This is a genomic window from Acidovorax sp. FW305-C-20-28, assembly GCF_058783375.1.
The window spans coordinates 19,879-43,927 of record NZ_JBYSYM010000008.1; the positions used below are offsets into that span (position 1 = coordinate 19,879).

The following is a 24,049-nucleotide window of genomic DNA, read 5'->3' on the forward strand; positions in this document are numbered from 1 at the left end:
TGAGGTGGGGGCAAGTAGCGATATCTGTTTTTCTTCGTTGGCTGGTGTGTTGCGCAGGCCTACGCTGCGGGTTTCTCTTGAGGACCCATGGCATGACCGCAGGCAACGCAGCGAAGCAACGCACCCTTCAACTCGGCCTGGTGCTGCACGGCGTGGGCGCCGGCTGGGGCGACTGGCGGCACGAGAATGCCGTGACGGATGCCAGCGTGAACTTCCGCTTCTATGCGCAGCAGGCGCAACTGGCCGAGCAGGCGCGGTTCACTTTTCTCTTCGTGGCCGACAGCGTGCACATCACGCCGCGCTCCAGCCCGCATTACCTGAATCGCTTCGAGCCGCTGACGATCCTGTCTGCCCTGGCGGCAGTAACTTCCCACATCGGGTTGGTGGCCACCGTTACGGCCAGCTACAGCGAGCCCTTCACCGTGGCGCGGCAGTTCGCCTCGCTCGACCACATCAGCGGCGGGCGTGCGGGCTGGAACGTGGTCACCTCGTGGCTCGACGGCAGCGCGCGCAATTACGGGCGCCAGGAGCACTATGCGCACGATGTGCGCTACCGCCTGGCGGGCGAGCACCTGGACGTGGTCCAGGGCCTGTGGGACTCGTGGGAAGACGACGCCCTGGTGCGTGACAAGGCCACCGGCCGCTTCTTCGACCCCGCCAAGCTGCACCGGCTGGATCACCAGGGCGAGTTCTTCGCGGTGGAAGGGCCGCTCAACATCGCACGTTCGCGCCAGGGCCAGCCCGTGATCTTCCAGGCCGGTGCCTCGCCCGACGGCCGGGCCTTTGCCGCCGAGCGCGCCGACGCCATTTTCTTCCACGCCGACACCTTCGAGGAAGCGCAGGCCTACTACCGCGACGTGAAGGCGCGCGTGCGCGCCGAAGGCCGCAACCCCGACGAGGTGTTTCTGCTGCCGGGCTTTCGCCCGATCGTGGGACGCACCGCAGAGGAGGCCGAGCGCCGCTATGAGGAACTGGCCGCGCTCGTGCCCATCGAGAACGCCATCGCCGCGCTGGCCCGTCCATTCAACGACCATGACTTCTCGCAGTACCCGCTGGACGAGCCTTTCCCGGACCTGGGCGACCTGGGCCGCAACAGCCAGCAGAGCGCCAGCGACCGCATCAAGCAGCATGCGCGCGAACACGGTTTGACGCTGCGCGAGGTGGCCCTGTGGCACGCCCGGCCACGCCGCACCTTCGTCGGCACGGCCGAGCAGGTGGCCGACGAGATGGAGCGCTGGTTCGAGGGCGGCGCGGCCGATGGCTTCAACTTCTTCGAGGCCCTGCCCAATACCTCCCTCAAGGCCTTTGTGGAGCTGGCCGTGCCGGTGCTGCAGGCGCGCGGCCTGTTGCGCAGGGCATACGCGGGAGAGACCCTGCGCAGCCATTTCGAGCTGCCGGTGCCCGTGAACCGGCATGCGCTGGTTGCAGCCGAGGCTGCTCCACCGCAAGAAGCCGTTGCGGCCTGAGCATGGGCGGAGCGTCAGCTTCCCCAGCCCGCCACGGCCACCGCGTGGCAGCCCGTGCCTGCGGCCACGAAGCCGTGCCACACGGCATGCGCGTAGCGCAGGCGCGAATCGAGCATGAAGAACGCCACACCGACCGTGTAGGCCACGCCGCCTGCCACGAGCCAGTGCGTGCCGCCGTGTGGGAGGTGGTCGATGAGGGGCAGGGCGCCCGCCAGGGCCAGCCAGCCCAGCAGCACGTACATGCCCGTGGACAGCCAGGCGGTTCGCAGCCGGTTGACCGCCTTGAGCACCAGGCCCAAGGTGGCGATGGCCCACACCAGCGCGAGCACCGCCAGGTTCCAGTCGCCGCCGGGCCGGAGCAGCGCAAAGGGTGTGTAGCTGCCCGCAATGAAAAGGTAGATTGCGCCGTGGTCGAGCTTGAGCGCCAGCTGCTTGAGGCGCCCCTCGGGCAGCGCGTGGTACACGGTGGAGGCCAGGTACAGCAGCACCATGGTGGCGGCAAAGACCAGGGCGCCCGCCACGCTGGCAGCTCCCTGGGGCCGGGCCGACGCCACGATGAAGGGAGCAGCCATCACGGCGGCCAGCAGCGCCACGCCGTGGCTCGCGCTGTTGGCGAGTTCTTCACCCGGGCTCTGGTCACGGCAGGCCATGGCGCGGGCGGTGCGGCCAGCCGTCAGCGGGGCAGGGCGGGGTGGTGGTTGTGGCGCCCGCGCCAGGCCTGGTAGCGCGAGCGCTGCAGCGCAAACAGCTCCACCAGGCCAAAGGCCACGGCGCAGCCCATGAGCCCGAACAGCGCGACGGTGCGCAGCGGCTCAATCCTGCGCCGGGAGCGGGAGCAGTTCTTCATGGAAGAAGTGGTCGTTGTCGGGAAGGTCGAACGAGAACCAGCTTTCGTCCAGCAGCTCGTCGATCAGCCGTTGCAGGCCGAGTAGTTTCCAGAGCATGGGCCCCCCTTTGGTGGTTGTGGTGCCCCGCCAAGATAGCCTGGCCGTGTGACGGTTTTGCGTCAGATGCGCAAATTGCAACGGGCCTGAAGCAAGGGCTTTCGCGTGCACCGGGTGGGGCGCTATGCTGGCGTTGCATCTGTATCGCCTTGTCACCACCGCCTGAAGCCACCACCGTGCCCGACACCGTCCTGCCCGAGCTTGCGGCACTGGAAAAGATCATCGACCAGGGTGGCCAGCGCCTGGATGCGCGCGTGGTGCGCACGGTGGAGATGCTGTCGGGCGAGCGTTTTCCCATCCATGCCATCAGCCTGGGCAACCCGGACCCGGGCGTGCCCGCCATGGGGTTCTTCGGCGGCATCCACGGGCTCGAAGGCATTGGTGCCGAGGTGGTGATCGCCTACCTGCAGAACGTGGTGATGCGCCTGCCCTGGGACCTGGCGCTGAACCAGCAGCTCGAACAGGTGCGCCTGGTGTTCATGCCCATCGTGAACCCGGGCGGCATGTGGGCGGCCACGCGCGCCAACCCGAACGGGGTGGACCTGATGCGCAATGCCCCGGTGGATGCGCTGGACCGCGTGCCCTTTCTCATCGGCGGCCAGCGCCTCAGCGCGGGCCTGCCCTGGTACCGTGGCAAGCCGGGTGCGCCCATGGAGGCCGAGAGCCGGGCCCTGTGCGAGGTGGTGCACCAGGAGCTGCTGTCGCGCCCCTTCAGCATTGCGCTGGACTGCCACTCGGGCTTTGGCATCAGCGACCGGCTGTGGTTTCCGTTTGCGCACACGAGGAAGCCCATCGCCCACCTGCCCGAGCTGCATGCGCTGCACGAGATCTTTCTGCAGGCCCATGCCTACCACCCCTACATCATCGAGCCGCAGAGCGCGCAGTACCTCACGCACGGCGACCTGTGGGACCATTTGTACATGCAGGCATGCAATGAGCCCACGCGCACCTTTTTGCCGCTGACGCTGGAGATGGGCTCCTGGCGCTGGATCAAGAAGAACCCGCGCCAGCTGTTCTCGCGCAAGGGCATCTTCAACCCGCTGATCAACCACCGCCTGCAGCGCGTTCTGCGCCGGCACATGCCGCTGCTCGATTTCCTGTCGCGCGCCGCCGAAAGCCACGAGCGCTGGGTGCCCGCACCCGAGGCGCGTGTGCAGCGCCGGGCCGACGCGCTCTCATTCTGGTACTGAAATGAAGCACCCCCTGAGTCGCTTCGCGCCTCGGTGCCCCTACCAGAGGCAGTGGCTCTTCGGGCACGTCCAAGCCTGCGCTGGCAGGCTTGGAGCCGCGGCCCTCAGCCCCTCTCTCGACTTGCTGCGCAAGTCGGGAGGGGGACGCTCCCAGTGCACGCAAGCAAAGCGCCGCCTACGCGGCTTGGCGGCCCTTGCACGGGAGCACTGGCTTGGGGTCTGCCGGTATCAGCCGCTGGGGGCGGTGCCTGCGTCCACTGGGGGGCCAGTACGATGACGAAGGTACCTGCCCGCTGGATCTTCCTGCGCGGCCTGACGCGCGAGGCCGTGCACTGGGGAGGTTTTGGCGAGGTGTTCCAGGCCGCCCTGCCAGGTGCCCGGGTGCTGATGCTGGACCTGCCGGGCAATGGCCAGGGGCATGCGCGCCAGAGTCCGTGGTCGGTTGCGGCCATGGTGACGCAGTGCCGGGCAGAACTGGCGCAGCGCGGCATCACCGGGCCGTACCACCTGCTGGCCATGTCGCTGGGGGCCATGGTGGCCACCGAATGGGCGCGCAGCGCCCCGGCCGAGGTGCAGGGCTGCGTGCTCATCAACACCAGCTTCGGCAATTTCAGCCCCTTCTACCGGCGGCTGCGGCCGCGCAACTGGGACGCCCTGGTGCGCGGAGTGCTGCTGGCCCGCGGCCCGCGCGAGGCCGAGTCGACGGTGCTGCGGCTCACCAGCAACCGGGCGCCGGAGCATGCCGGCTTGGTGGCCGGCTGGGTGGGCGCGCGCGCAGAGCGGCCGGTGTCCCCGTCGAACGCCCTGCGCCAATTGGTGGCGGCCGCGCGCTACCGGGCACCGCGCACCCCCCCCCTGGGCCGCATGCTGCTGCTGTCCAGCGCCCAGGACGGCCTGGTGAGCAGCCGTTGCTCGCAGTCCATCGCCAGCGCCTGGGCCTGCCCACTGGTGCTGCACCCCTGGGCCGGACATGACCTGCCGCTGGACGATCCGACCTGGGTTGCCGAGCGGGTCGCAGAGCAGGTGGCCCGCTGGTCAGCGGTGTGAATGCGCCCACCAGGTGGGCAGCAGCGCGCGCACCTCAGGGCGGCCGAAACGGTCGTCCATGAGGTGCACCACGCCTTCGTCGCTCGGTGTGCGGATCACGCGGCCCGCGGCCTGCACCACCTTCTGCAGGCCGGGGTAGAGGTAGGTGTAGTCATAGCCCTCGCCGAACAGCGCCTGCATGCGCTCCTTGACCTGCTCGTTGACGGGGTTGACCTGCGGCAGGCCCAGGGTAGCCAGGAAGGCGCCGATCAGGCGCCGGCCCGGCAGGTCGATGCCTTCGGCAAAGGCGCCGCCCAGCACCGCGAAGCCGATGCCCGCGCTGGTCTCGGTGAAACGGTCGAGGAACTGGCGCTGCTCCGATTCGAGCATGCGGCGTGACTGGCTCCAGTGCGGCAGTGCGGGGTGCTGTTCGGCCAGCAGGGCGGCGGCCTGCTGCAGGTATTCGTAGCTGCTGAAGAAGGCCAGGTAGTTGCCCGGCCGCTCCCCGAACTGCCGCGCCATCAGCGCCACGATGGGCGCGAGCGAGGCCTTGCGGTCCGGGTAGCGGGTGGAGATGTGGCGCGCCACCTGCACGCTGAGCTGCGCCGCCTGGAAGGGCGATTCCACCTCGATGGCCAGGTGGTCCTCGGGCAGGCCCAATAGGTCGGTGTAGTAGCGCTGCGGCTGCAGCGTGGCCGAGAACAGGGTGCTGGTGTGCGCTGCCTCCCAGCGCGGTGCGAGGAAGGGGGCGGGCACCAGGTTGCGGATGCACAGGGTGGAGCTGCCGGGCGCGCGCGCCGCCCGGGGCAGGCCCGGGGCCGTGGGCTGGGTCACGTCCACCAGTGAATGCGCATCGAGCAGCCCGGCCATGCGCACCAGGTGCAGGGCGTCGAAGTAGAAGGCCTGCAGGGCCGCATCGGGCTCGGCCGGGTGCTCGGCCAGGTGGTCGGTGAGGGTGTTGCCGCACAGCTGCAGGGCGGCCAGCAGGTCTTCGGGGAAGACCTCGTGCACGGCGTAGGCGCTGGTCTGCTGCTTGTCCAGCGCCACCCAGGCGCGGCGCACCTTGTCCAGCGCTTTCTTCACTGTGGGGTAGCGGCTGGCGCTGGCGGACTGGCGCGCCTGGGCCAGGCCGTCGGGACGCAGCTCGGCGGTGTACATCTTGCGCCCCCGGTCCACGAGGTTGTGCGCCTCGTCCACCAGCAGCGCCGTGCGCCAGCCGTTGGCCTGGGCCAGGCCGTGCAGCAGGCCACCCATGTCGAAGTAGTAGTTGTAGTCGCCCACCACCACGTCGGCCCAGCGCGCCAGCTCCTGGCTCAGGTAGTAGGGGCAGACCTGGTGCGCCAGCGCGGCGCTGCGCACCTGGGCCTGGTGCAGGGTGATGCGCGCGCTGCCGGCCTGGGGCTGCAGCGCGTCCGTGCGCGCGGCGGGCAGGCGGTCGTAGAAGCCCTGGGCCAGCGGGCAGGATTCGCCGTGGCAGGCCTTGTCAGGGTGCTCGCAGGACTTGTCGCGTGCCACCATCTCCAGCACACGCAGCGGCAGCGCGGGCGCGCTGTCGGCCAGGCGAGTGAGGGCGTCCAGCGCCATCTGCCGGCCCGAGGTCTTGGCCGCGAGGAAGAACACCTTGTCCAGCCGCTGCGTGGGCGCGGCCTTGAGCAGCGGGAACAGCGTGCCCATGGTCTTGCCGATGCCCGTGGGTGCCTGGGCCATGAGGCAGCGGCCGGCGCTGGCGGCCTTGTAAACGGCCTCGGCCAGCGGACGCTGCCCGGTGCGAAAGCCGCCGAAGGGAAAGGCCAGCGTGCCGAGCGCCGCATCGCGCGCCGCGCGGTGCGCCACCTGCGCCTCGGCCCAGGCGAGAAAGCGCTCGCACTGCGCCTCGAAATGCTGCCGCAGCTCCTCGGCCGTGCGGCGTTCGGTGAACACGGTCTCCTTCTGGCTGGCTATGTCGAAGTACACCAGGGCCAGGTCGATCTGGTCCAGGCCCTCCTGTGCGCACAGCAGCCAGCCGTAGATGCGTGCCTGGGCCCAGTGCAGCGCGCGGTGCGATGCGGGCTGGCGGTCGAGCCGGCCCTTGAAGGTCTTGACCTCGTCGAGGCGCGCATGCTCGGGGTCGAAGCCGTCGGCCCGGCCGCGCACGCGCAAGGTCTTGTAGTCGCCCGCCAGGGCCACCTCGGCGCGGTAGCCCTCGCCCCGGCGCGCGGCAGCCACGGCATGGCCTGCCATGCCCTCCAGGGCCGTGGGGGCGGGCGTGAAGCGCAGGTCCAGGTCACCCTGCTTGGCGGTGAACTCGCAAAGCTCGCGCACCGCCACGGTGTAGCTCATGGGGCGTCGCCACCGACGGGCTCACCGAGGTGGGCTTGTGCCAGTTCGTCTTCGCTGCGCAGCGGCGTGGCCTTGCACAGGGCCATCCACACCGCAAAGGGCAGGGCACAGCTTGCATGGCGCGCCGGGCGCAGCAGTTCGAAGCGGCCATCGTCCACCCCGCCATGCAGCACCCAGATGCCGAAATGCTCGGGGATTTCTTCGGGCTCGGCGATGCCCGCCGGGAACACGTAATAGCACTCCTCGCACAGCCACTGGTAGGCCTGGCGCTTGGCGTCGTGGCGCAGGTCCGACAGCAGGTCGGCACGGCTGTGCTTGATCTCGTGCACCATGGGCTGCAGGTAGGCCGGCACGGTGGTGTTGCGCACCGAGAACAGGTCCGGCCGCGCCATGCGCCAGACATTGGCGGCCTTGCGGCTGGCGGGCGTGTCTTCGCTCCACAGCGGGTTGCTGGCCGCAGGGGGCTGTAGCACCGTTTCCGGGGCCGCGCCCTCGATCACTGCGCGCAGCGACAGCTCGCGCCAGACGATGCGGCCCGAGGCCAGCAGTTGCGCTGCGAAGCGCTGGCCCATGCGGTCATGCGGGCTCAGGGCCCGCACGCCACGCTGGCGCGCCTCGGCCAGCAGGCGGATGCCGCCCTCGGTGAGCCTCAGGGTCTCGAAACCCTCGGCCGAGGTGTGCAGGGCCACGAGCTCGGCGGCCAGCAGATCGATCTCCAGCGCATCCTTGCAGGGCCAGCCGGCCGAGCGCCAGATCTGCATCAGGCGGGTGCGGTGGAAGCGGGTGATGGTCAGCGCCGTCATGGAAGCCGTGGGGTGGTTGAAATACTGATTGTAAATACAGTATTTTCCACCCTGCGCACGGCGCGGTCATCCCCGGGGTTTCACCACTCGGCGAAGCTCCCGTCCTTGTGGCGCCATACCGGGTTGCGCCAGCGGTGGCCCTCGGCGGCACGCTCGCGCACATACGCCTCGTTGACCTCGATGCCCAGACCTGGGCCCTGGGGGATGGCGACCATGCCGTCCTGGTACGCAAACACCTCGCCGTTGGACACGTAGTCCAGCAGGTCGTTGCTGGCGTTGTAGTGGATGCCCAGGCTCTGCTCCTGGATGAAGGCGTTGTAGCAGACACCATCGAGCTGCAGGTTGGCCGCCAGCGCGATCGGGCCCAGCGGGCAGTGCAGGGCCAGGGCCACGTCGTAGGCCTCGGCCATGGCGGCGATCTTGCGGGTTTCGGTGATGCCGCCGGAATGCGAGGGGTCGGGCTGGATGATGTCCACATAGCCCTCGGACAGCACGCGCTTGAAGTCCCAGCGCGAGTACAGCCGCTCGCCCAGCGCGATGGGGGTGGACGACAGGTGCGCCAGTTCTTTCAGGGCCTCGTAATGCTCGCTGAGCACCGGCTCCTCGATGAACATCAGCCGGTAGGGCTCGAGCTCCTTGAACAGCACCTTGGCCATGGGCTTGTGCACCCGGCCGTGGAAGTCCACGCCGATGCCCACATTGGGCCCTACGGCCTCGCGCACGGCGGCGACATTGTTCAGGCAGCGCTCCACCTTGTCGAAGCTGTCCACATACTGCAGCTCCTCGGTGCCGTTCATCTTCACGGCCGTGAAGCCGCGGTCCACGGCGGCCTTGGCCGCTGCGGCGGTCTCGCTGGGCCGGTCGCCGCCGATCCAGCTGTAGACCTTGATGCGGTCGCGCACGCAGCCGCCCAGCAGTTCCGAGACGGGCACGCCCAGCGCCTTGCCCTTGATGTCCCACAGCGCCTGGTCGATGCCGGCCAGCGCGCTCATGTGGATGCCGCCGCCGCGGTAGAAGCCGCCGCGGTACAGCACCGTCCAGTGGTCCTCGATGTGGCGCGGGTCTTTGCCGATGAGGTAGTCGCCCAGCTCCTCGATGGCGGCGGCCACCGTGTGGGCCCGGCCTTCGAGCACGGGCTCGCCCCAGCCGACGATGCCCTCGTCGGTCTCGATCTTCAGAAAGCACCAGCGCGGTGGCACGATGAATGTGGTCAGTCGGGTGATCTTCATGGGAAGCGGCTCGTCGGAAAAGGGAGAGAGGGCAATCGAATGGGTCAGGGGGCGGGGTAGGACGCACGCCAGGCCTGCATGAACGCAGCCGCATGGCGCGCCACGTCGGCAGCGCTGTCGCCGGGCTTGTACAGGGCCGAGCCCAGGCCGAAGCCGCTGGCCCCGGCCCGGGCATAGGCGGCGATGCCCTCGGGCGTGATGCCGCCCACGGGCAGCAGCGCCACCGGCGGGCGCAGCACGGCGCGCCAGGCCTTGAGCACGGCGGGCGCCAGCGCCTCGGCCGGAAAGAGCTTGAGCGCATCGGCCCCGGCCGCCAGCGCGGCATAGGCCTCGGTCAGCGTGGCCACGCCCGGTGCGCAGGCCATGCCGGCCGCCTTGGCGGCGCGGATCACTGCCGCATCGCTGTGCGGCATGACCACGATCTGCCCGCCAGCACCCGCCACGGCGGCGCAGTCCTCGGGGCGGATCACCGTGCCGGCGCCGATCAGCGTGTCGGCCGGCAGCGCATCGCGCAGTGCGCGGATGCTGGCCAACGGCTCGGGTGAGTTGAGCGGCACTTCAATGATTCGAAAGCCGGCCTCGTACAGCGCCTGGCCGATGGCCACCACCTCGCCGGGCTGCACGCCGCGCAGGATGGCGACCAGGCCGCAGTGGCGCATGGCGCTGGCCAGAAGTTCTGAAGAAGAGGAAGAGGTCATCGTGCAGCCTCCGTGCTGCGGGTATCGGAAGGGGCGGCCAGACCGGCGGCCGTGGCGATCTGCCAAAGCCCCAGGGCGGTGGCGTTTTCGGCCAGTTCGGGGGCGGGCAGCCCGTAGGCTGCCAGCGCCAGTGCATAGCGCCGGCACAGGTCGGGCTCGCCGCACAGCACGATGTGAGTGGGGGCGTTGCCGCCTGCCTGCTGGGCCGCCAGGGCGGCCACCTCGTGGCCGATGAGCAGGCCCGACAGGTAGTCCGCCTGGGCCGTGCCGGGCAGGGTGCCCGTGAGGCCCAGCGTGCGCGTGCTGAAGATGTGCGAGAGCAGGCCCAGCGAGGCTTCGGCCGAGCGCGCCACCTGCAGGCCGCGTGCGAACGCAGCGTCGTCGGGCGTGTCTGCCGGCAGCATGGTGCGGCCCAGGATGGTGTGGCCGCGCAGCGCGGCGAACACCTCGCCGGTCATGAAGGTGTGGAACTGCGCGATGGAGCGCCGGCGCGCCAGCACCCACTTGCTGTGCGTGCCCGGCAGGCCGATCAGCACGGTGGCATCGTCGGGCAGGGCCGAGGCCGCCATCACGCCCAGCACCTGGGTCTCTTCGCCACGCATCACATTGGGCAGCTCGCCGCGCTGGAGCAGGCCGGGCACGATGTGCACGCGCGGGCCGGCGCTGTGCGCCACCACCGTGAGCCCGCGCGCCAGGTGGTCCAGCGAGGCGGGCGATTCGAGGTAGACGGCCTCGCGCCAGCCCTGGGCGCTGCCCACCATGCCGCAGGCCAGCACGGGCAGCTGCGGCTCTGCACGCAGCCAGTCGCCGCAGACGTCGTCGAAGGCATGCTCGAAGGCGGCAGCGTGCGTGGCGTGGGGCTGGCCTTCCGCTGTGGCCGGCAGGTTCATGATGCCCCAGGGCCGGTGGCGCATCTGTTGCACCTGGCCGGTGGCGTCGAAGCGGAAGGCGCGCAGCGAACTGGTGCCCCAGTCCAGGCCGATCAGGGCGGCGACTTCAGAGGTATCGTGTGCCATGGCCGTCCTCACCGTGCCCAGCGCAGCACCAGCGGGTCCAGCCGGCGCGCGATGGCGACCAGGCCCCGGCGCACCTCGGGGTGCATGGCCGGGAAGGGGTGGCGCCCGGCCTCGCAGGCGATCACGCCGCCTTCCTTCATCAGCGCCTTGGCGGTGAGGATGCCACCCTGGCGGTTCTCGTGGTTGATGAGCGGCAGCCAGCGCTGGTACAGCGCGAAGGCCTGGTCCGCGTCGCCCTGGCGGTGCGCCTCGAGGATGGGGCGTATGCCGTCGGGGAAGCCGCCGCCCGTCATGGCACCGGTGGCGCCGGCATCGAGGTCGGCCAGCAGGGTGATGGCTTCCTCGCCATCCCAGGGCCCCTCGATGGCCGCGCCGCCCAGGCGGATCAGCTCGCGCAGCTTGCTGGCCGCGCCCGGCACTTCGATCTTGAAGTAGGCCAGGTGCTCGATCTCCTGCGCCATGCGCGCCAGAAACGGGGCCGACAGCACCGTGCCACTGGCCGGCGCGTCCTGCACCATGATGGGAATGCCGATGGCATCCGACACGCGGGCGTAGAACTCGTAGATCTGCGCCTCGGGCACGCGGAAAGTGGCGCCGTGGTAGGGCGGCATGACCATCACCATGGCGGCGCCCATGTCCTGCGCGGCGCGGCTGCGCTCGGCGCACACACGCGTGCCGTAGTGGGTGGTGGTCACGATCACGGGCACGCGGCCGGCCACATGCTCCAGCGACACGCGGGTCAGCGTTTCGCGCTCGGCGTCGGACAGCGAGAACTGCTCGGAAAAATTGGCCAGGATGCACAGGCCGTCCACGCCGGCATCGATCATGAAGTCGAGGCAGCGCTTCTGGCTGGCCAGGTCGAGGGTGCCGTCTTCGTGGAAGGTGGTGGGCACCACGGGGAAGATGCCGCGGTAACGGGGGGAGGAAGAGGTGGTTGGCATGTTGTTGCGGTGAGGGGTGTCGGTCAGTGCGAGTGGCGCGGCACGGCAGCCCCGCGGCAGCCCACCAGGAAGTCGAAGTCGCAGCCATCGTCGGCCTGCAGCACATGGTCCACGTACAGGCGCTGGTAGCCGCCGCGCCCGCCGTTGTCGGTGCCTGCCAGCGCGGCCAGGCGCGCGGCCAGTTCCTCGTCGCTGATGTCGAGGTGCAGGCGACCCTGCTCGCAGTCGAGCTCGATGTAGTCGCCGTCGCGCACGGCGGCCAGCGGGCCGCCTGCGGCGGCCTCGGGCGCCACGTGCAGCACCACGGTGCCGTAGGCCGTGCCGCTCATACGGGCGTCGGAAATGCGCACCATGTCCTTCACGCCCTGGCGCAGCAGCTTGGGCGGCAGGCCCATGTTGCCCACCTCGGCCATGCCGGGGTAGCCCTTGGGTCCGCAGTTCTTCATCACCATCACGCAGCTGGCGTCGATGTCCAGGTCTTCGTCGACGATGCGTTCCTTGTAGTGTTCCAGGTTCTCGAACACCACGGCCCGGCCGCGGTGCTTGAGCAGCTCGGGCGAGGCGGCCGAGGGCTTGAGCACCGCGCCGCGCGGTGACAGGTTGCCGCGCAGGATGCAGATGCCACCGTCGGCGATCAGTGGCTTGTCGATGGGGCGGATCACCTCGTCGTTGTACTGCGGGGCTTCGCGCACGTTGTCCCACAGGCTCTTGCCGTTGACGGTGAGCGCATCGGGGTGGGGCAGCAGCCCGTTTTCGCCCAGGCGGCGCAACACGGCCGGCAGGCCACCGGCGTAGTAGAACTCTTCCATCAGGAAGCGGCCCGAGGGCTGCAGATCCACCAGCGTGGGCGTGCCGCGGCCGATGCGCGTCCAGTCCTCCAGGTCCAGTTGCACGCCGATGCGGCCCGCGATGGCCTTCAGGTGGATCACCGCGTTGGTCGACCCGCCGATGGCGGCATTGGTGCGGATGGCGTTCTCGAAGGCCTCGCGCGTGAGGATCTTGGACAGCGTGAGCCCTTCGTGCGCCATCTCCACGATGCGCCGGCCCGACATGTGGGCCAGCACATAGCGGCGCGCATCCACGGCCGGGATGGCGGCGTTGTGCGGCAGCGAGGTGCCCAGCGACTCGGCCATGCAGGCCATGGTGCTGGCCGTGCCCATGGTGTTGCAGGTGCCGGCCGAGCGCGACATGCCGGCTTCGGCCGCGAAGAACTGGTGCTCGTTGATCTCGCCCGCCTTCAGCGACTCATGCAGCCGCCACACGGCCGTGCCCGAGCCGATGTCCTTGCCGTCGAGCTTGCCGTTGAGCATGGGCCCGCCCGTGACCACGATGGCCGGCACGTCGCAGCTGGCCGCGCCCATCAGCAGGGCCGGGGTGGTCTTGTCGCAGCCGACCAGCAGCACCACCGCATCGATGGGGTTGCCGCGGATGGCTTCCTCCACGTCCATGCTGGCCAGGTTGCGCGTGAGCATGGCCGTGGGGCGCAGGTTGGATTCGCCATTGGAGAACACCGGAAACTCGACCGGAAAGCCGCCCGCCTCGTAGATGCCGCGCTTGACATGCTCGGCGATCTTGCGGAAGTGGGCGTTGCACGGCGTGAGTTCGGACCAGGTGTTGCAGATGCCGATGATGGGGCGGCCATCGAATTCATGGTCCGGGATGCCCTGGTTCTTCATCCAGCTGCGGTACATGAAGCCGTTCTTGTCGGCGGTGCCGAACCATGCGGCGGAGCGGAGCTTGCGCGGGGAGGATGTCATGCTTTTGTGAGAGAGAGGTGATTCGTTGGGTCAGGAGGGCTTGCCGCTGCGGTGGGTCAGCAGGCGCTGCAGCAGGCAGAAGACGAAGAGCAGCACGCCGACGACGATGCGCGTCCACCACGAGCTGAGCGTGCCGTCGAAGGAGATCAGGGTCTGGATGATTCCGAGCATCAGCACACCGAACAGCGTGCCCGCCACATAGCCGACGCCGCCCGTGAGCAGGGTGCCGCCGATGACCACGGCGGCAATGGCATCGAGCTCCATGCCCGTGGCGTGCAGCCCGTAGCCCGAGAGCATGTAGAAGGTGAACACCACGCCGGCCAGCGCCGAGCACAGGCCCGAGAGCGTGTACACGCCGATCACCGTGGCGCGCACCGGCAGGCCCATGAGCACGGCCGAATGCTCGTTGCCGCCCACGGCATACACATTGCGGCCGAAGGGCGTGCAGTGCGCGACGAAGATGGCGGCCAGCAGCGCCGCCATGGCGATCAATGCGCCCAGCGAGAGCGACGCGCCTTCCCACAATTCCAGGCGCCACTGCGCCATCTCGGAGTACGCCTCGTCGGCCATGCTGATCGAATCGATGCTGATGAGGTAGCACAAGCCGCGCGCCAGGAACATGCCGGCCAGCGTCACGATGAAGGGCTGCAGCCGAAAGCGCTCGATCAGAAAGCCCATGAAGGCCCCGAACACCGTGCCCATGAGCAGCACCAGCGGAATGGCGGTGAAGGGGCTCCAGTGGTGGTGCTCGACCAGGCTGGCCAGCACCATGGTGGTCAGCGCCACCACGGAGCCCACCGACAGGTCGATGCCGCCCGAGAGGATCACGAAGGTCATGCCCACCGCGACGATGATCAGGAAGGCGTTGTCGATCAACAGGTTGAGGAAGACCTGGGCCGAGAAGAAGCCGGTGTAGAGCACCGAGCCGGCCGTGGCCATGGCCAGGAACAGCGCGATGGTGGCGGCCAGGGGCAGGTACTTGGGGTTCAGGCGCATGCGGGCGGTGGCAGGGCGTTGGGCGGGCAGGGGGGCGGGCGGGGCAGCGCCCAGGGCCGGGCTGTGTCCTTGGCTCATGACAGGGCTCCCCCGGCGGCGGGCCGGCGCACCAGCGCGCCGACCTGGGCGCGGAAGTCGGGCGATTGCAGCAGCATCACGATGAACACCACCACGGCCTTGACCACCAGGTTGATCTCGGGCGGCACGCCCATGGAATAGATGGCGTAGGTCAGCGTCTGGATGATGAGCGCGCCGATCACGCTGCCCACCAGGCTGAAGCGCCCGCCGGTGAGTGCCGTGCCGCCCAGCGTGACGGCCAGGATGGCGTCGAGCTCCAGCATCTGGCCGGCGTTGTTGGCATCGGCACTCTTCACGTTGGAGCTGATGAGCAGGCCCGCGATGCCGGCGCAGGCGCCGCAGAAGGTGTAGGCCGCGACCACCAGGCGGCGCGACTGCACGCCGGCCACGCGCGCTGCCGTCGGGTTGATGCCCACGGCCTGGATGAACAGGCCGAGCGCCGTGCGCGTGACCGCCAGGTACAGCCCGGCAAACACGGCGGCCAGCACGAACAGCGAGAACGGCAGGCCCAGCAGGTAGCCCCCGCCCAGGAAGAAGAAGGGCGTGTAGTAGATGGTGATGATCTGCCCGTCGGTGATCAGCTGGGCGATGCCGCGGCCCGCCACCATGAGGATCAGCGTGGCGATGATGGGCTGCATGCCCACCTTGGCGACCAGCAGGCCGTTCCACAGCCCGCAGGCCAGGGCCACAGCGATGGCGCCCAGGATGGCCAGCGGCATCGGAAAGCGGCTCTCGGTGCCCGAGACCGCGCCGCCGATCATCCAGGCGCCCACGGCGGCGGCGATGGCCACCACCGCGCCCACCGAGATGTCGATGCCGCGCGTGGCGATCACCAGGGTCATGCCCAGCGACACCAGGGCCAGCGGTGCCGCGCGGTTGAGGATGTCGATCAGGCTGCCATAGAGGTGGCCATCGCGCCACTCGATGTGCAAAAAGCTGGCGTTGAACGCGGTGTTCACCGCCAGCAGCAGGGCCAGCGTGACCAGCGGCCAGGTGAGCCGGTGGCGCAGCGTGGCGGCGAGAAGGGAAGGGGAGGGGGCGTCAGGCATGTTCGGCAGCAATCAGTTCGTACACGGCGTCTTCGCTGCTGCCGGCGGGCAGTTCGCCGACCTTGCGGCGATCGCGCAGCACCACGATGCGGTGCGCCACGCGCACCACCTCGCTCATTTCGGAGGAGATGAAGACCACGGCCATGCCGGCCTGGGCCAGGCGCAGGATCTGTTCCATGATTTCCTGCTTGGCGGCCACATCGATGCCGCGCGTGGGTTCGTCCAGGATCAAGAGGCGCGGCTCGATGGCCATCCAGCGCGCCAGGATGGCCTTTTGCTGGTTGCCGCCCGAGAGCAGCGCGATGGGCGTGTCCACGCTGGCGGTCTTGATGCCCAGCAGCTGCACGTAGCGCTCGGCAATGGCCGTCTGCTCGGCGCGCGAGAGAAAGCGGCCCATGCCCATGCGCGCCTGCAGCGCCAGGGCGATGTTCTCGCGCACCGACAGCTCGGCCACGATGCCATCGGTCTTGCGCTCCTCGGGGCACAGGGCCAGGCCCTCGCGGATGGCATCCATGGGGTTGGCGAAGCTCACGGTGCGTCCATCGACGCGCAGCACGCCCTTGTCAGGCGCCTGCAGACCGAAGAGCAGGCGCGCCAGCTCGGTGCGGCCCGAGCCCAGCAGGCCCGCCAGGCCCACCACCTCGCCGGCCCGCACCTTGAGGTCCAGGGGCTGCAGCTGGCCGCTCTGGCCCAGGCCCTCGGCCTGCAGCAGGGCGGGGACAGCATCGTCGAAATTGGGCGCCACGGGCGGTTCGGTGGACTGGGCGGCCAGCTCGCGCCCCAGCATGGCGTTGATCAGCGCCTGGGGCGGCAGGTCGGCCGCCGCCCATTCGTCCACCCAGGCGCCGTTGCGCAGCACGGTGATGCGGTCCGACACCGCATACACCTGGTTCAGGAAGTGGGTCACGAAGACGATGGCCAGGCCTTCGCCGCGCAGGCGGCGCAGCACCTCGAAGAGCTTTTGCACCTCGTCGTCGTCCAGGCTGGAGGTGGGCTCGTCCAGGATCAGCACCTTGGCTTCGATGCTCAGTGCCCGCGCGATGGCCACCAGCTGCTGCACGGCCACCGGGTAGTCCGACAGCAGGCGCGTGACGTCGATGGACAGGCCGATGCGCGCCACCAGCGCGCGTGCGCGCTGGTGCAGCGTGGCCCAGTCGATGCGAAAGCCCTGGGCGATGCCGCAGCGCGGGTAGCGGCCGGCAAAGATGTTCTCGGCCACCGACAGGTTGGGGCAGAGGTTGACCTCCTGGTACACGGTGCTGATGCCCAGGCGCTGGGCGGCCAGCGGCGAATCGGGCCACACGGCCTGGCCGGCCAGCCGCATCTGGCCGCTGCTGGCCGGCAGCACACCGGTGAGCACCTTGATCAGCGTGGACTTGCCCGCGCCGTTCTGCCCCATGAGGGCATGGATCTCGCCGGGGTACAGGTTCAGCTGCACGTCGCGCAGCACCGGGATGCCGGCAAACTGCTTGTGAATGCCGGTGAGCTGCAGCACCGGAGTTTGGGATGGGCTGCTCATGGTGCTCGAAGCAATCGTTGCTGTCCGCACAGTCCGCAAAACTGGCGCTGCCAAGGCCAGTGCCCCCGTGCAAGGGCCGCCCCGCCGCACTGAGGGCGTCCCCCTCCCAGATTGCGAAGCAATATGAGAGAGGGGGAAGGCGCGAAGCGACTCAGGAGGTGCTTCATTTCAGGCCTTGTTTTTGTTGTAGACGTCGACCAGCACGGCGGCGAGCAGCACCACGCCCTTGATGACCTGCTGGTAGTCGATACCGATGCCCAGGATGGACATGCCGTTGTTCATCACCCCCATCACGAAGGCGCCGATCACCGCACCCATCACCTTGCCGACGCCGCCCGAGGCCGAGGCCCCGCCGATGAAGCAGGCGGCGATCACGTCGAGCTCGAAGCCCAGGCCCGCCTTGGGCGTGGCCGTGTTCAGCCGCGCGGCGAAGACCAGGCCGGCCAGGGCGGCCAACACGCCCATGTTGATGAAGGCGTAGAACGACAGCCGCTCGGTCTTGATGCCCGAGAGCTTGGCCGCCTTTTCGTTGCCGCCCATGGCATAGATGCGCCGGCCGATGGTGGTGCGGCTGGTGACGAAGTCGAACAGCACGATCAGCAGCGCCATCACCACCAGCACATTGGGCAGGCCCTTGTACGAGGCGAGCAGGTAGGAAAAGTACACCAGCAGCCCTGCGAACACCGCCGTTCGTGCCAGGAAGAAGGCCAGCGGCTCGGCCTGCACGCCATGGCGCAGGCGGTTGGCGCGCGCCCGCACGCCCGCCACGGCCAGCGCGACCGCCACGGCCACGCCCAGCAGCAGCGAGGTGAGCTTGAGGCCCTCCACGCTGAACAGGTCGGGGATGAAGCCCGAGCTCAGCATCTGGAATTCTGGCGGGAAAGGCCCCACCGACTGCCCCGCCAGCAGCGCCAGCGCCAGGCCCTTGAACACCAGCATGCCCGCCAGCGTGACGATGAACGATGGAATGCGCGAGAACGCCACGAACCAGCCCTGCAGCGCACCGATGAGGCCGCCGCACAGCAGGCACACCAGCGAGGCCGGCAGGAAGTGCCAGCGGTACTCGACCATCAGCACCGCTGCCAGCGCGCCGATGAAGCCGCAGACCGAACCTACCGACAGATCGATGTGCCCGGCCACGATCACCAGCAGCATGCCCAGCGCCATGATGACGATGTAGCTGTTCTGCAGCAGCAGGTTGGTAAGGTTGAGCGGCTGCAGCAGCGTGCCCTCTGTCATGTACTGGAAGAAGCCCATGATGGCGACCAGCGTGATGAACATGCCGTACTCACGGAAGTTGTGCTTGAGGTGTTCGAGCAGCGGCTTGTCATTGCCGGCTGGCGAATCGGCAGGGGCGCTGGCCATCGTGGCGGTAGAGGAGTTGGTCATCTGGCTCATTTCAGTTTTCCATAGCGCTGCGCACTGTCCGAAGGCGTTGGAGCTGGCACGCTCTAGGCCAGTGCCCCCGCGCAAGGGCCGCCCCGCCGCGCTGGGGGCGTCCCCCTCCCGACTTGCGCAGCGAGTCGAGAGAGGGGGAAGGCGCGAAGCGACTCAGGGGGTGCTTCATATCAACTGGCTTTCACGATGGCCCGCATGATTCGTTCTTGCGAGGCTTCTGCGGTGGGCATCTCGGCCACGAAGCGGCCTTCATTCATCACGTAGATGCGGTCCGTGATGCCCAGCAGCTCGGGCATTTCCGAGGAGATCACGATCACGCACTTGCCCTCGGCCGCCATCTGGGCGACCAGGGTGTAGATCTCGTACTTGGCGCCCACGTCGATGCCGCGCGTGGGCTCGTCGAGGATGAGCACCTCGGGGTTGGTGAACAGCCACTTGCCCAGCACCACCTTCTGCTGGTTGCCGCCCGAGAGGTTCACCGTCTTCTGGTCCACGCCCGAGCAGCGGATGCGCAACTGGCGCCGGTAGTCCTGCGCGACCTGGTGCTCGCGGCCTGGGTCCATCACCGTGGCGGTGGAGATGCCAGCGAGGTTGGCCAGCGAGACGTTGAACTGGATGTCTTCGCCCAGGACCAGTCCGTTGCCCTTGCGGTCCTCGGTCACATAGGCCAGGCCGTGGCGCACGGCCTTTTCCACCGTGCTCACGTCGATCTCCTGGCCGTGCAGCAGCACCTGGCCGCTGATGCGCTGGCCCCAGGATCGGCCGAAGAGGCTCATCGCCAGCTCCGTGCGGCCCGCACCCATCAGGCCGGCGATGCCGACGATCTCGCCGCGCCGCACCGTGAGGTCGATGCCCTTGAGCACCTCGCGCTCACTGTGTTGCGGGTGGTGGGCACGCCAGTTGCGCACTTCGAAAACGGTCGCGCCGATGTCGGGCTGGCGCGGTGGGTAGCGGTCGGCCATCTCGCGGCCCACCATGGCACGGATCACGCGGTCTTCGCTGACCAGGCCGGTGCGGCAGTCCAGCGACTCGACCGTGCTGCCGTCGCGCAGCACGGTGATGGCGTCGGCCACGCGCGAGATTTCATTGAGCTTGTGCGAGATCAGGATGCAGGTGATGCCCTGCTTCTTGAGTTCCAGCAGCAGGTCCAGCAGGGCCTGGCTGTCGTTCTCGTTGAGGCTGGCCGTGGGTTCGTCCAGGATCAAGAGGCGCACCTGGCGCGACAGCGCCTTGGCAATCTCCACCAGCTGCTGCTTGCCCACGCCCAGGTGGGTGACCTGCGTCTCGGGAGATTCCTTGAGCCCTACCTTCTTGAGCAGGGCCTGGGCCTTGCTGTGCGCCTCCATCCAGTTGATCACGCCGTGGCGTGCGGTTTCGTTGCCCAGGAAGATGTTCTCGGCAATGGAGAGCAAAGGCACCAGCGCCAGCTCCTGGTGGATGATGATCACGCCCAGGTGCTCGCTGTCGCGGATGCCCGCGAACTGGCGTTCCTGGCCTTCGAAGACGATATCGCCGCTGTAGCTGCCGTGCGGGTAGACGCCCGAGAGCACTTTCATCAGCGTGGACTTGCCCGCGCCGTTCTCGCCGACGATGGCGTGGATCTCGCCGGCGCGCACGTTCAGGTTCACCTGGTTGAGTGCGACCACGCCGGGAAAGGTCTTGCGGATGTTCCGCATTTCAAGAATCATGGACTGGGCCCGTACAGGAGGCGCCGCCGGGGCGTCCTCTGTTGTCTCACGCTGCCCTGGCACCGGGGAGATGCGCTGCCTCCCCGGGGCCAGGCCTGGCTTTCTTACTTCACCTGCGATTCCTTGTAGTAGCCACTGCCCACCAGCACCGCATTCCAGTTGGCGGCATCGACCGACACCGGCTTGAGCAGGTAGGAGGGGACGACCTTCTCGCCATTGTTGTAGGTCTTGGTGTCGTTGACCTCGGGCTGTTTGCCCGAGAGCGTGGCGTCCACCATGCCGGCAGCCACCTTGGCCAGCTCGCGCGTGTCCTTGAACACGGTGGAGAACTGCTCGCCCTTGAGGATGGACTTGACCGAGGGGATCTCGGCGTCCTGCCCGCTCACCACGGGGCAGGGCTGTTGCGCCGTGCAGTAGCCCACGCCCTTGAGCGACGACAGGATCCCGATGGACAGGCCGTCGTAGGGCGAGAGCACGGCATGCACCTTGTCCTTTCCGTAGTAGGCCGAGAGCAGATTGTCCATGCGCGCCTGGGCCACCGCGCCGTCCCAGCGCAAGGTGCCCACCTTGTTCATGCCCACCTGCTTGCTGCGCACCACCAGCTTGCCGCTGTCGATGTAGGGCTTGAGCACGCTCATGGCGCCGTCGTAGAAGAAGAAGGCGTTGTTGTCGTCGGGCGAACCGCCGAACAGCTCGATGTTGAATGGACCCTTGCCCTGCTTCAAGCCCAGCTTGTCGACGATGGAGTTGGCCTGCAGCACGCCGACCTGGAAGTTGTCGAAGGTGGCGTAGTAGTCCACGTTCTTCGAGCCCTTGATCAGCCGGTCGTAGGCGATGACCTTGACGCCCTTGTCCGCCGCGCTCTGCAGCACGCGCGAGAGCGTGGTGCCGTCGATGGAAGCGATCACCAGCACCTTGGCGCCCTTGGTGACCATGTTCTCGATCTGGGCAAGCTGGTTGGGGATGTCGTCCTCGGCGTACTGCAGGTCGGTGCGGTAGCCGCGCTCCTTGAGCACCTTGACCATGTTGTCGCCGTCGGCGATCCAGCGCGACGAGGACTTGGTGGGCATGGAGATGCCGATCAGGCCCTTGTCCTGTGCCTGGGCCAGCGGGGCCGCGCCGATGGCAGCCAGGGCCGCGGTGGCCAGAACGGCCTTGAAAATTTCTCGCTTCATTTGTCTGTCTCCAAGTTTTGTGTTTTTGGTGTTGGCCTGTGCCATTTCCGCTGCCTATGAAACGGGCGCGCCCCAGGCCAGTGCCGCCGCGCAAGGGCCGCCCCGCCGCGCTGGCGGCGCCCCCCTGAGGGGGAAGGCGCGCAGCGGCTCAGGGGGCATCAATATTTGCGCTTCGGGAACTCGGCGGCGGCCACTTCCATCGGGAAGATGCCTTCCTCGGTCACGATGCGCTTTTGCACCGCCTTGCCGGCCTTGATGTCCTTGACGGCCGTCATCAGCTGCGGGCCCAGCAGGGGGCTGCATTCCACGCTCACGTTGAGCTTGCCGGCGATCATGGCCTCGAAGGCGCCCTTGACCGCGTCGATGGAGATGATGGTGATGTCCTTGGCGGGCTTCATGCCGGCTTCCTCGATGGCCTGGATGGCGCCGATGGCCATGTCGTCGTTGTGCGCATACAGCACATTGATCTTCTTGCCCTCGGCCTTGAGGAAGGCCTCCATCACCTCCTTGCCCTTGGCGCGGGTGAAGTCGCCGGTCTGCGAGCGCAGGATCTTGAACTTGGGGTCGGCCTTGATGATTTCCTCGAAGCCCTTCTTTCGGTCGATGGCCGGGGCCGAGCCCACGGTGCCCTGCAGTTCGACGATGTTGATGTCGCCCTTCTGGTCCTTCATCTTGTCGACCAGCCAGCGGCCGGCCTTGCGGCCTTCTTCCACGAAGTCCGAGCCCATGAAGGTCACGTACAGCGACTGGTCCTTGACGTTGACCGAGCGGTCGGTCAACACCACGGGGATCTTGGCGGCCTTGGCTTCACGCAGCACGTTTTCCCAGCCCGACTCGACCACGGGCGAGAAGGCGATCACGTCCACCTTCTGGGCGATGAAGGAGCGGATGGCCTTGATCTGGTTCTCCTGCTTTTGCTGGGCATCGGAGAACTTGAGCTCGATGCCCGCCTCCTTGGCGGCCGACTTGATCGATTCGGTGTTGGCCGTGCGCCACTCGCTCTCGGCGCCCACCTGGCTGAAGCCCAGCACGATGGGTTTCTGGGCCCAGGCGGCGCCCGGGAGCAGCCCGGCCACGGGGGCGCAGGCGAGGGCGGATACGAGGGTCCGGCGGTTCAGTTTCATCATTTGTCTCCTGTCTGTCGGTTGTTGACGCTGTTGTGGAAGAAAGAAATGCACTGCGGGAAAGGAAACGGGTGCTTCAGGCGAGCATGTAGCCGGTCTTGACGGTGGTGTAGAACTCGGCGGCGTAGCGGCCCTGCTCGCGCGGGCCGTGGCTCGAATCCTTGCGCCCGCCAAAGGGCACGTGGAAGTCCACCCCCGCCGTGGGCAGGTTGACCATGGTCATGCCGACCACGGCATTGCGCTTGAAATGCATGGCGTGCTTGAGCGAGGTGGTGCAGATGCCTGCGCACAGGCCGTAGGGCGTGTCGTTGGCCAGGGCCAGCGCATGCTCGTAGTCGTCGGCGCGCAGCACGCAGGCCACGGGGCCGAAGATCTCCTCGCGCGCGATGCGGTGCTCGGGCCGGGCCAGGTACAGGGCCGGCGCCATGTAGTGGCCGGGCGTGGCGCGTTCCAGGCGCTCGCCGCCCCAGACATGCTGGACGCCCTCGCTGCGGGCCGTCTCCAGGTGGGCAAGGTTCTGCTCCAGCTGGCCGGCGTCGGCCACCGGGCCCATCTCGGTGCCGCGCTCCAGCGCATGGCCGACCTTGAGGGCCGTGAGCCGCTGGCGCAGCCGGTCCACGAAGGCATCGTGCACGCGCGATTCGACGATCAGCCGGCTCGATGCCGTGCAGCGCTGGCCAGTGGAAAAATACGAGCCCTGCAGCGCGCAGTCGATGGCCTGGTCCATGTCGGCGTCGGCCAGTACCACCAGCGGGTTCTTGCCGCCCATCTCCAGTTGCACCTTGGCGCGCCGTGCAGTCGCGGACTTGAGGATGCGGTCTCCGGTATCGACCGATCCCGTGAAGCTGATGGCGTTGACCAGCGGGTGCTCCACCAGGGTCTGGCCGACCTCGCGGCCACTGCCCATGAGCAGGTTGAACACGCCGGCCGGCAGGCCGCAGCGGCTGATGATCTCGGCCAGGGCCCAGCCGCAGGCGGCCACCAGTTCGGCCGGCTTGAACACCACGGTGTTGCCATAGGCCAGGGCGGGGGCGATCTTCCAGGCCGGTATGGCGAAGGGGAAGTTCCAGGGCGCGATGATGCCGACCACGCCCACGGGCTCGCGGGTCACGTCCACCTGCACGCCCTGGCGCACCGAGGCCATGAGCTCCCCCGGAATGCGCAGCGCCTCGCCAGCAAAGAACTTGAAGATCTGGCCCGCACGGGCCACCTCGGCCACGGCCTCGGGCAGGGTCTTGCCTTCCTCGCGGGCCAGCAGGGTGCCCAAAGCGTCCTTGCGTGCCAGCAGCTCGCTGCCGACCAGGTCGAGCACATCGGCGCGGCGCTGCGGGCTGCTCTGGCTCCAGTGGGGCAGGGCGTCGGCGGCGGCGCGGATGGCGCGCTCGGTCTGGTTGCGGTCGGCCCGGGCGTACTCGGCCACCACCTCACGGGTGTCGGACGGATTGGTGCTCACCCCGGTGGTGGTACCGATCTCCCAACGCCCATTGATGAGGTGCCGGGGGGTGAGTTGCTGTGTATCGCCGAGTTTCATGGAAACCTTGGAAGAGCCCTTGGTGCAGAACTGCGGCGAAGTCTAAGATCGATTTAGATATCAATCTAATAGTTTTTTTGACAAAATAGATATACATCCACG

Annotated in this window: 21 protein-coding genes; 3 read left to right on the plus strand and 18 right to left on the minus strand. The window is 68.3% G+C overall.

What is annotated here, in order from left to right:
- The first annotated feature begins 92 nt into the window (after nt 1-92).
- Complete coding sequence (locus tag AC3WOH_RS11410; RefSeq protein ID WP_492229449.1) at nt 93-1,466, plus strand: LLM class flavin-dependent oxidoreductase; 1,374 nt, start codon at nt 93-95, stop codon at nt 1,464-1,466.
- 14 nt (nt 1,467-1,480) lie between these two features.
- Here the strand turns inward: AC3WOH_RS11410 and trhA are convergent, their stop codons facing one another.
- The 3 genes from trhA to AC3WOH_RS11425 are packed head-to-tail and all read right to left on the minus strand — an operon-like array spanning nt 1,481 to nt 2,410.
- The gene (trhA, locus tag AC3WOH_RS11415) at nt 1,481-2,116 is read right to left on the minus strand and encodes a PAQR family membrane homeostasis protein TrhA (RefSeq protein WP_492229450.1); all 636 of its coding nucleotides are present in this window, start codon (nt 2,114-2,116) and stop codon (nt 1,481-1,483) included.
- 23 nt (nt 2,117-2,139) lie between these two features.
- On the minus strand, nt 2,140-2,313 hold the full coding sequence (locus tag AC3WOH_RS11420) for a hypothetical protein (RefSeq protein ID WP_492229451.1): 174 nt from the start codon (nt 2,311-2,313) through the stop codon (nt 2,140-2,142).
- Nucleotides 2,279-2,410 (minus strand): hypothetical protein, encoded by a 132-nt coding sequence (locus AC3WOH_RS11425; RefSeq protein ID WP_260420320.1) that lies wholly within the window; start codon nt 2,408-2,410, stop codon nt 2,279-2,281. The genes AC3WOH_RS11420 and AC3WOH_RS11425 overlap by 35 nt, the downstream gene beginning before the upstream one ends.
- A gap of 176 nt (nt 2,411-2,586) precedes the next feature.
- On the opposite strand from AC3WOH_RS11425, the gene AC3WOH_RS11430 reads away from it, so the two are divergent.
- Together AC3WOH_RS11430 and AC3WOH_RS11435 are read left to right on the plus strand one after the other, a co-directional pair.
- On the plus strand, nt 2,587-3,600 hold the full coding sequence (locus tag AC3WOH_RS11430; protein WP_492229452.1) for a M14 family zinc carboxypeptidase: 1,014 nt from the start codon (nt 2,587-2,589) through the stop codon (nt 3,598-3,600).
- Between the two features lie 273 nt (nt 3,601-3,873).
- Complete coding sequence (locus tag AC3WOH_RS11435; RefSeq protein ID WP_492229453.1) at nt 3,874-4,647, plus strand: alpha/beta fold hydrolase; 774 nt, start codon at nt 3,874-3,876, stop codon at nt 4,645-4,647.
- On the opposite strand, the gene AC3WOH_RS11440 is transcribed toward AC3WOH_RS11435, so the two are convergent.
- The 15 genes from AC3WOH_RS11440 to AC3WOH_RS11510 form a co-directional block, all read right to left on the minus strand.
- The gene (locus AC3WOH_RS11440; RefSeq protein WP_492229454.1) at nt 4,636-6,945 is read right to left on the minus strand and encodes a helicase C-terminal domain-containing protein; all 2,310 of its coding nucleotides are present in this window, start codon (nt 6,943-6,945) and stop codon (nt 4,636-4,638) included. The genes AC3WOH_RS11435 and AC3WOH_RS11440 overlap by 12 nt on opposite strands.
- The gene (locus tag AC3WOH_RS11445; RefSeq protein ID WP_492229455.1) at nt 6,942-7,748 is read right to left on the minus strand and encodes a hypothetical protein; all 807 of its coding nucleotides are present in this window, start codon (nt 7,746-7,748) and stop codon (nt 6,942-6,944) included. The genes AC3WOH_RS11440 and AC3WOH_RS11445 overlap by 4 nt, the downstream gene beginning before the upstream one ends.
- 80 nt (nt 7,749-7,828) lie before the next feature.
- Nucleotides 7,829-8,977, minus strand: coding sequence for a galactonate dehydratase (gene dgoD, locus AC3WOH_RS11450; protein ID WP_492229456.1), 1,149 nt, complete (start codon nt 8,975-8,977; stop codon nt 7,829-7,831).
- A gap of 44 nt (nt 8,978-9,021) precedes the next feature.
- Nucleotides 9,022-9,675 carry a 2-dehydro-3-deoxy-6-phosphogalactonate aldolase gene (locus AC3WOH_RS11455; RefSeq protein WP_492229457.1) on the minus strand — a complete coding sequence of 218 codons (654 nt, stop codon included), beginning with the start codon at nt 9,673-9,675 and terminating at the stop codon, nt 9,022-9,024.
- Complete coding sequence (locus AC3WOH_RS11460; protein WP_492229458.1) at nt 9,672-10,691, minus strand: 2-dehydro-3-deoxygalactonokinase; 1,020 nt, start codon at nt 10,689-10,691, stop codon at nt 9,672-9,674. The genes AC3WOH_RS11455 and AC3WOH_RS11460 overlap by 4 nt, the downstream gene beginning before the upstream one ends.
- 8 nt (nt 10,692-10,699) lie before the next feature.
- On the minus strand, nt 10,700-11,632 hold the full coding sequence (locus tag AC3WOH_RS11465; RefSeq protein WP_492229459.1) for a dihydrodipicolinate synthase family protein: 933 nt from the start codon (nt 11,630-11,632) through the stop codon (nt 10,700-10,702).
- A gap of 23 nt (nt 11,633-11,655) precedes the next feature.
- Nucleotides 11,656-13,389 (minus strand): IlvD/Edd family dehydratase, encoded by a 1,734-nt coding sequence (locus AC3WOH_RS11470; RefSeq protein ID WP_492229460.1) that lies wholly within the window; start codon nt 13,387-13,389, stop codon nt 11,656-11,658.
- Between the two features lie 30 nt (nt 13,390-13,419).
- The gene (gene yjfF / locus AC3WOH_RS11475; RefSeq protein ID WP_492229461.1) at nt 13,420-14,463 is read right to left on the minus strand and encodes a galactofuranose ABC transporter, permease protein YjfF; all 1,044 of its coding nucleotides are present in this window, start codon (nt 14,461-14,463) and stop codon (nt 13,420-13,422) included.
- Entirely contained in the window at nt 14,460-15,512 is a 1,053-nt protein-coding gene (locus tag AC3WOH_RS11480) for an ABC transporter permease (protein ID WP_492229462.1), read from the minus strand. Before AC3WOH_RS11480 ends, yjfF begins: the two co-directional genes overlap by 4 nt.
- A complete protein-coding gene (locus AC3WOH_RS11485) occupies nt 15,505-17,031 on the minus strand; it encodes a sugar ABC transporter ATP-binding protein (RefSeq protein WP_492229463.1) in 1,527 nt (508 codons plus the stop codon). The genes AC3WOH_RS11480 and AC3WOH_RS11485 overlap by 8 nt, the downstream gene beginning before the upstream one ends.
- Nucleotides 17,032-17,199: 168 nt before the next feature.
- A complete protein-coding gene (mmsB, locus tag AC3WOH_RS11490) occupies nt 17,200-18,429 on the minus strand; it encodes a multiple monosaccharide ABC transporter permease (RefSeq protein ID WP_492229464.1) in 1,230 nt (409 codons plus the stop codon).
- Between the two features lie 170 nt (nt 18,430-18,599).
- The gene (gene mmsA / locus AC3WOH_RS11495) at nt 18,600-20,117 is read right to left on the minus strand and encodes a multiple monosaccharide ABC transporter ATP-binding protein (RefSeq protein WP_492229465.1); all 1,518 of its coding nucleotides are present in this window, start codon (nt 20,115-20,117) and stop codon (nt 18,600-18,602) included.
- 104 nt (nt 20,118-20,221) lie between these two features.
- The gene (gene chvE / locus AC3WOH_RS11500) at nt 20,222-21,292 is read right to left on the minus strand and encodes a multiple monosaccharide ABC transporter substrate-binding protein (protein WP_492229466.1); all 1,071 of its coding nucleotides are present in this window, start codon (nt 21,290-21,292) and stop codon (nt 20,222-20,224) included.
- Between the two features lie 158 nt (nt 21,293-21,450).
- Entirely contained in the window at nt 21,451-22,416 is a 966-nt protein-coding gene (locus AC3WOH_RS11505) for an ABC transporter substrate-binding protein (RefSeq protein ID WP_492229467.1), read from the minus strand.
- Between the two features lie 76 nt (nt 22,417-22,492).
- Complete coding sequence (locus tag AC3WOH_RS11510; protein ID WP_492229468.1) at nt 22,493-23,947, minus strand: aldehyde dehydrogenase family protein; 1,455 nt, start codon at nt 23,945-23,947, stop codon at nt 22,493-22,495.
- Nucleotides 23,948-24,049: the final 102 nt, after the last annotated feature.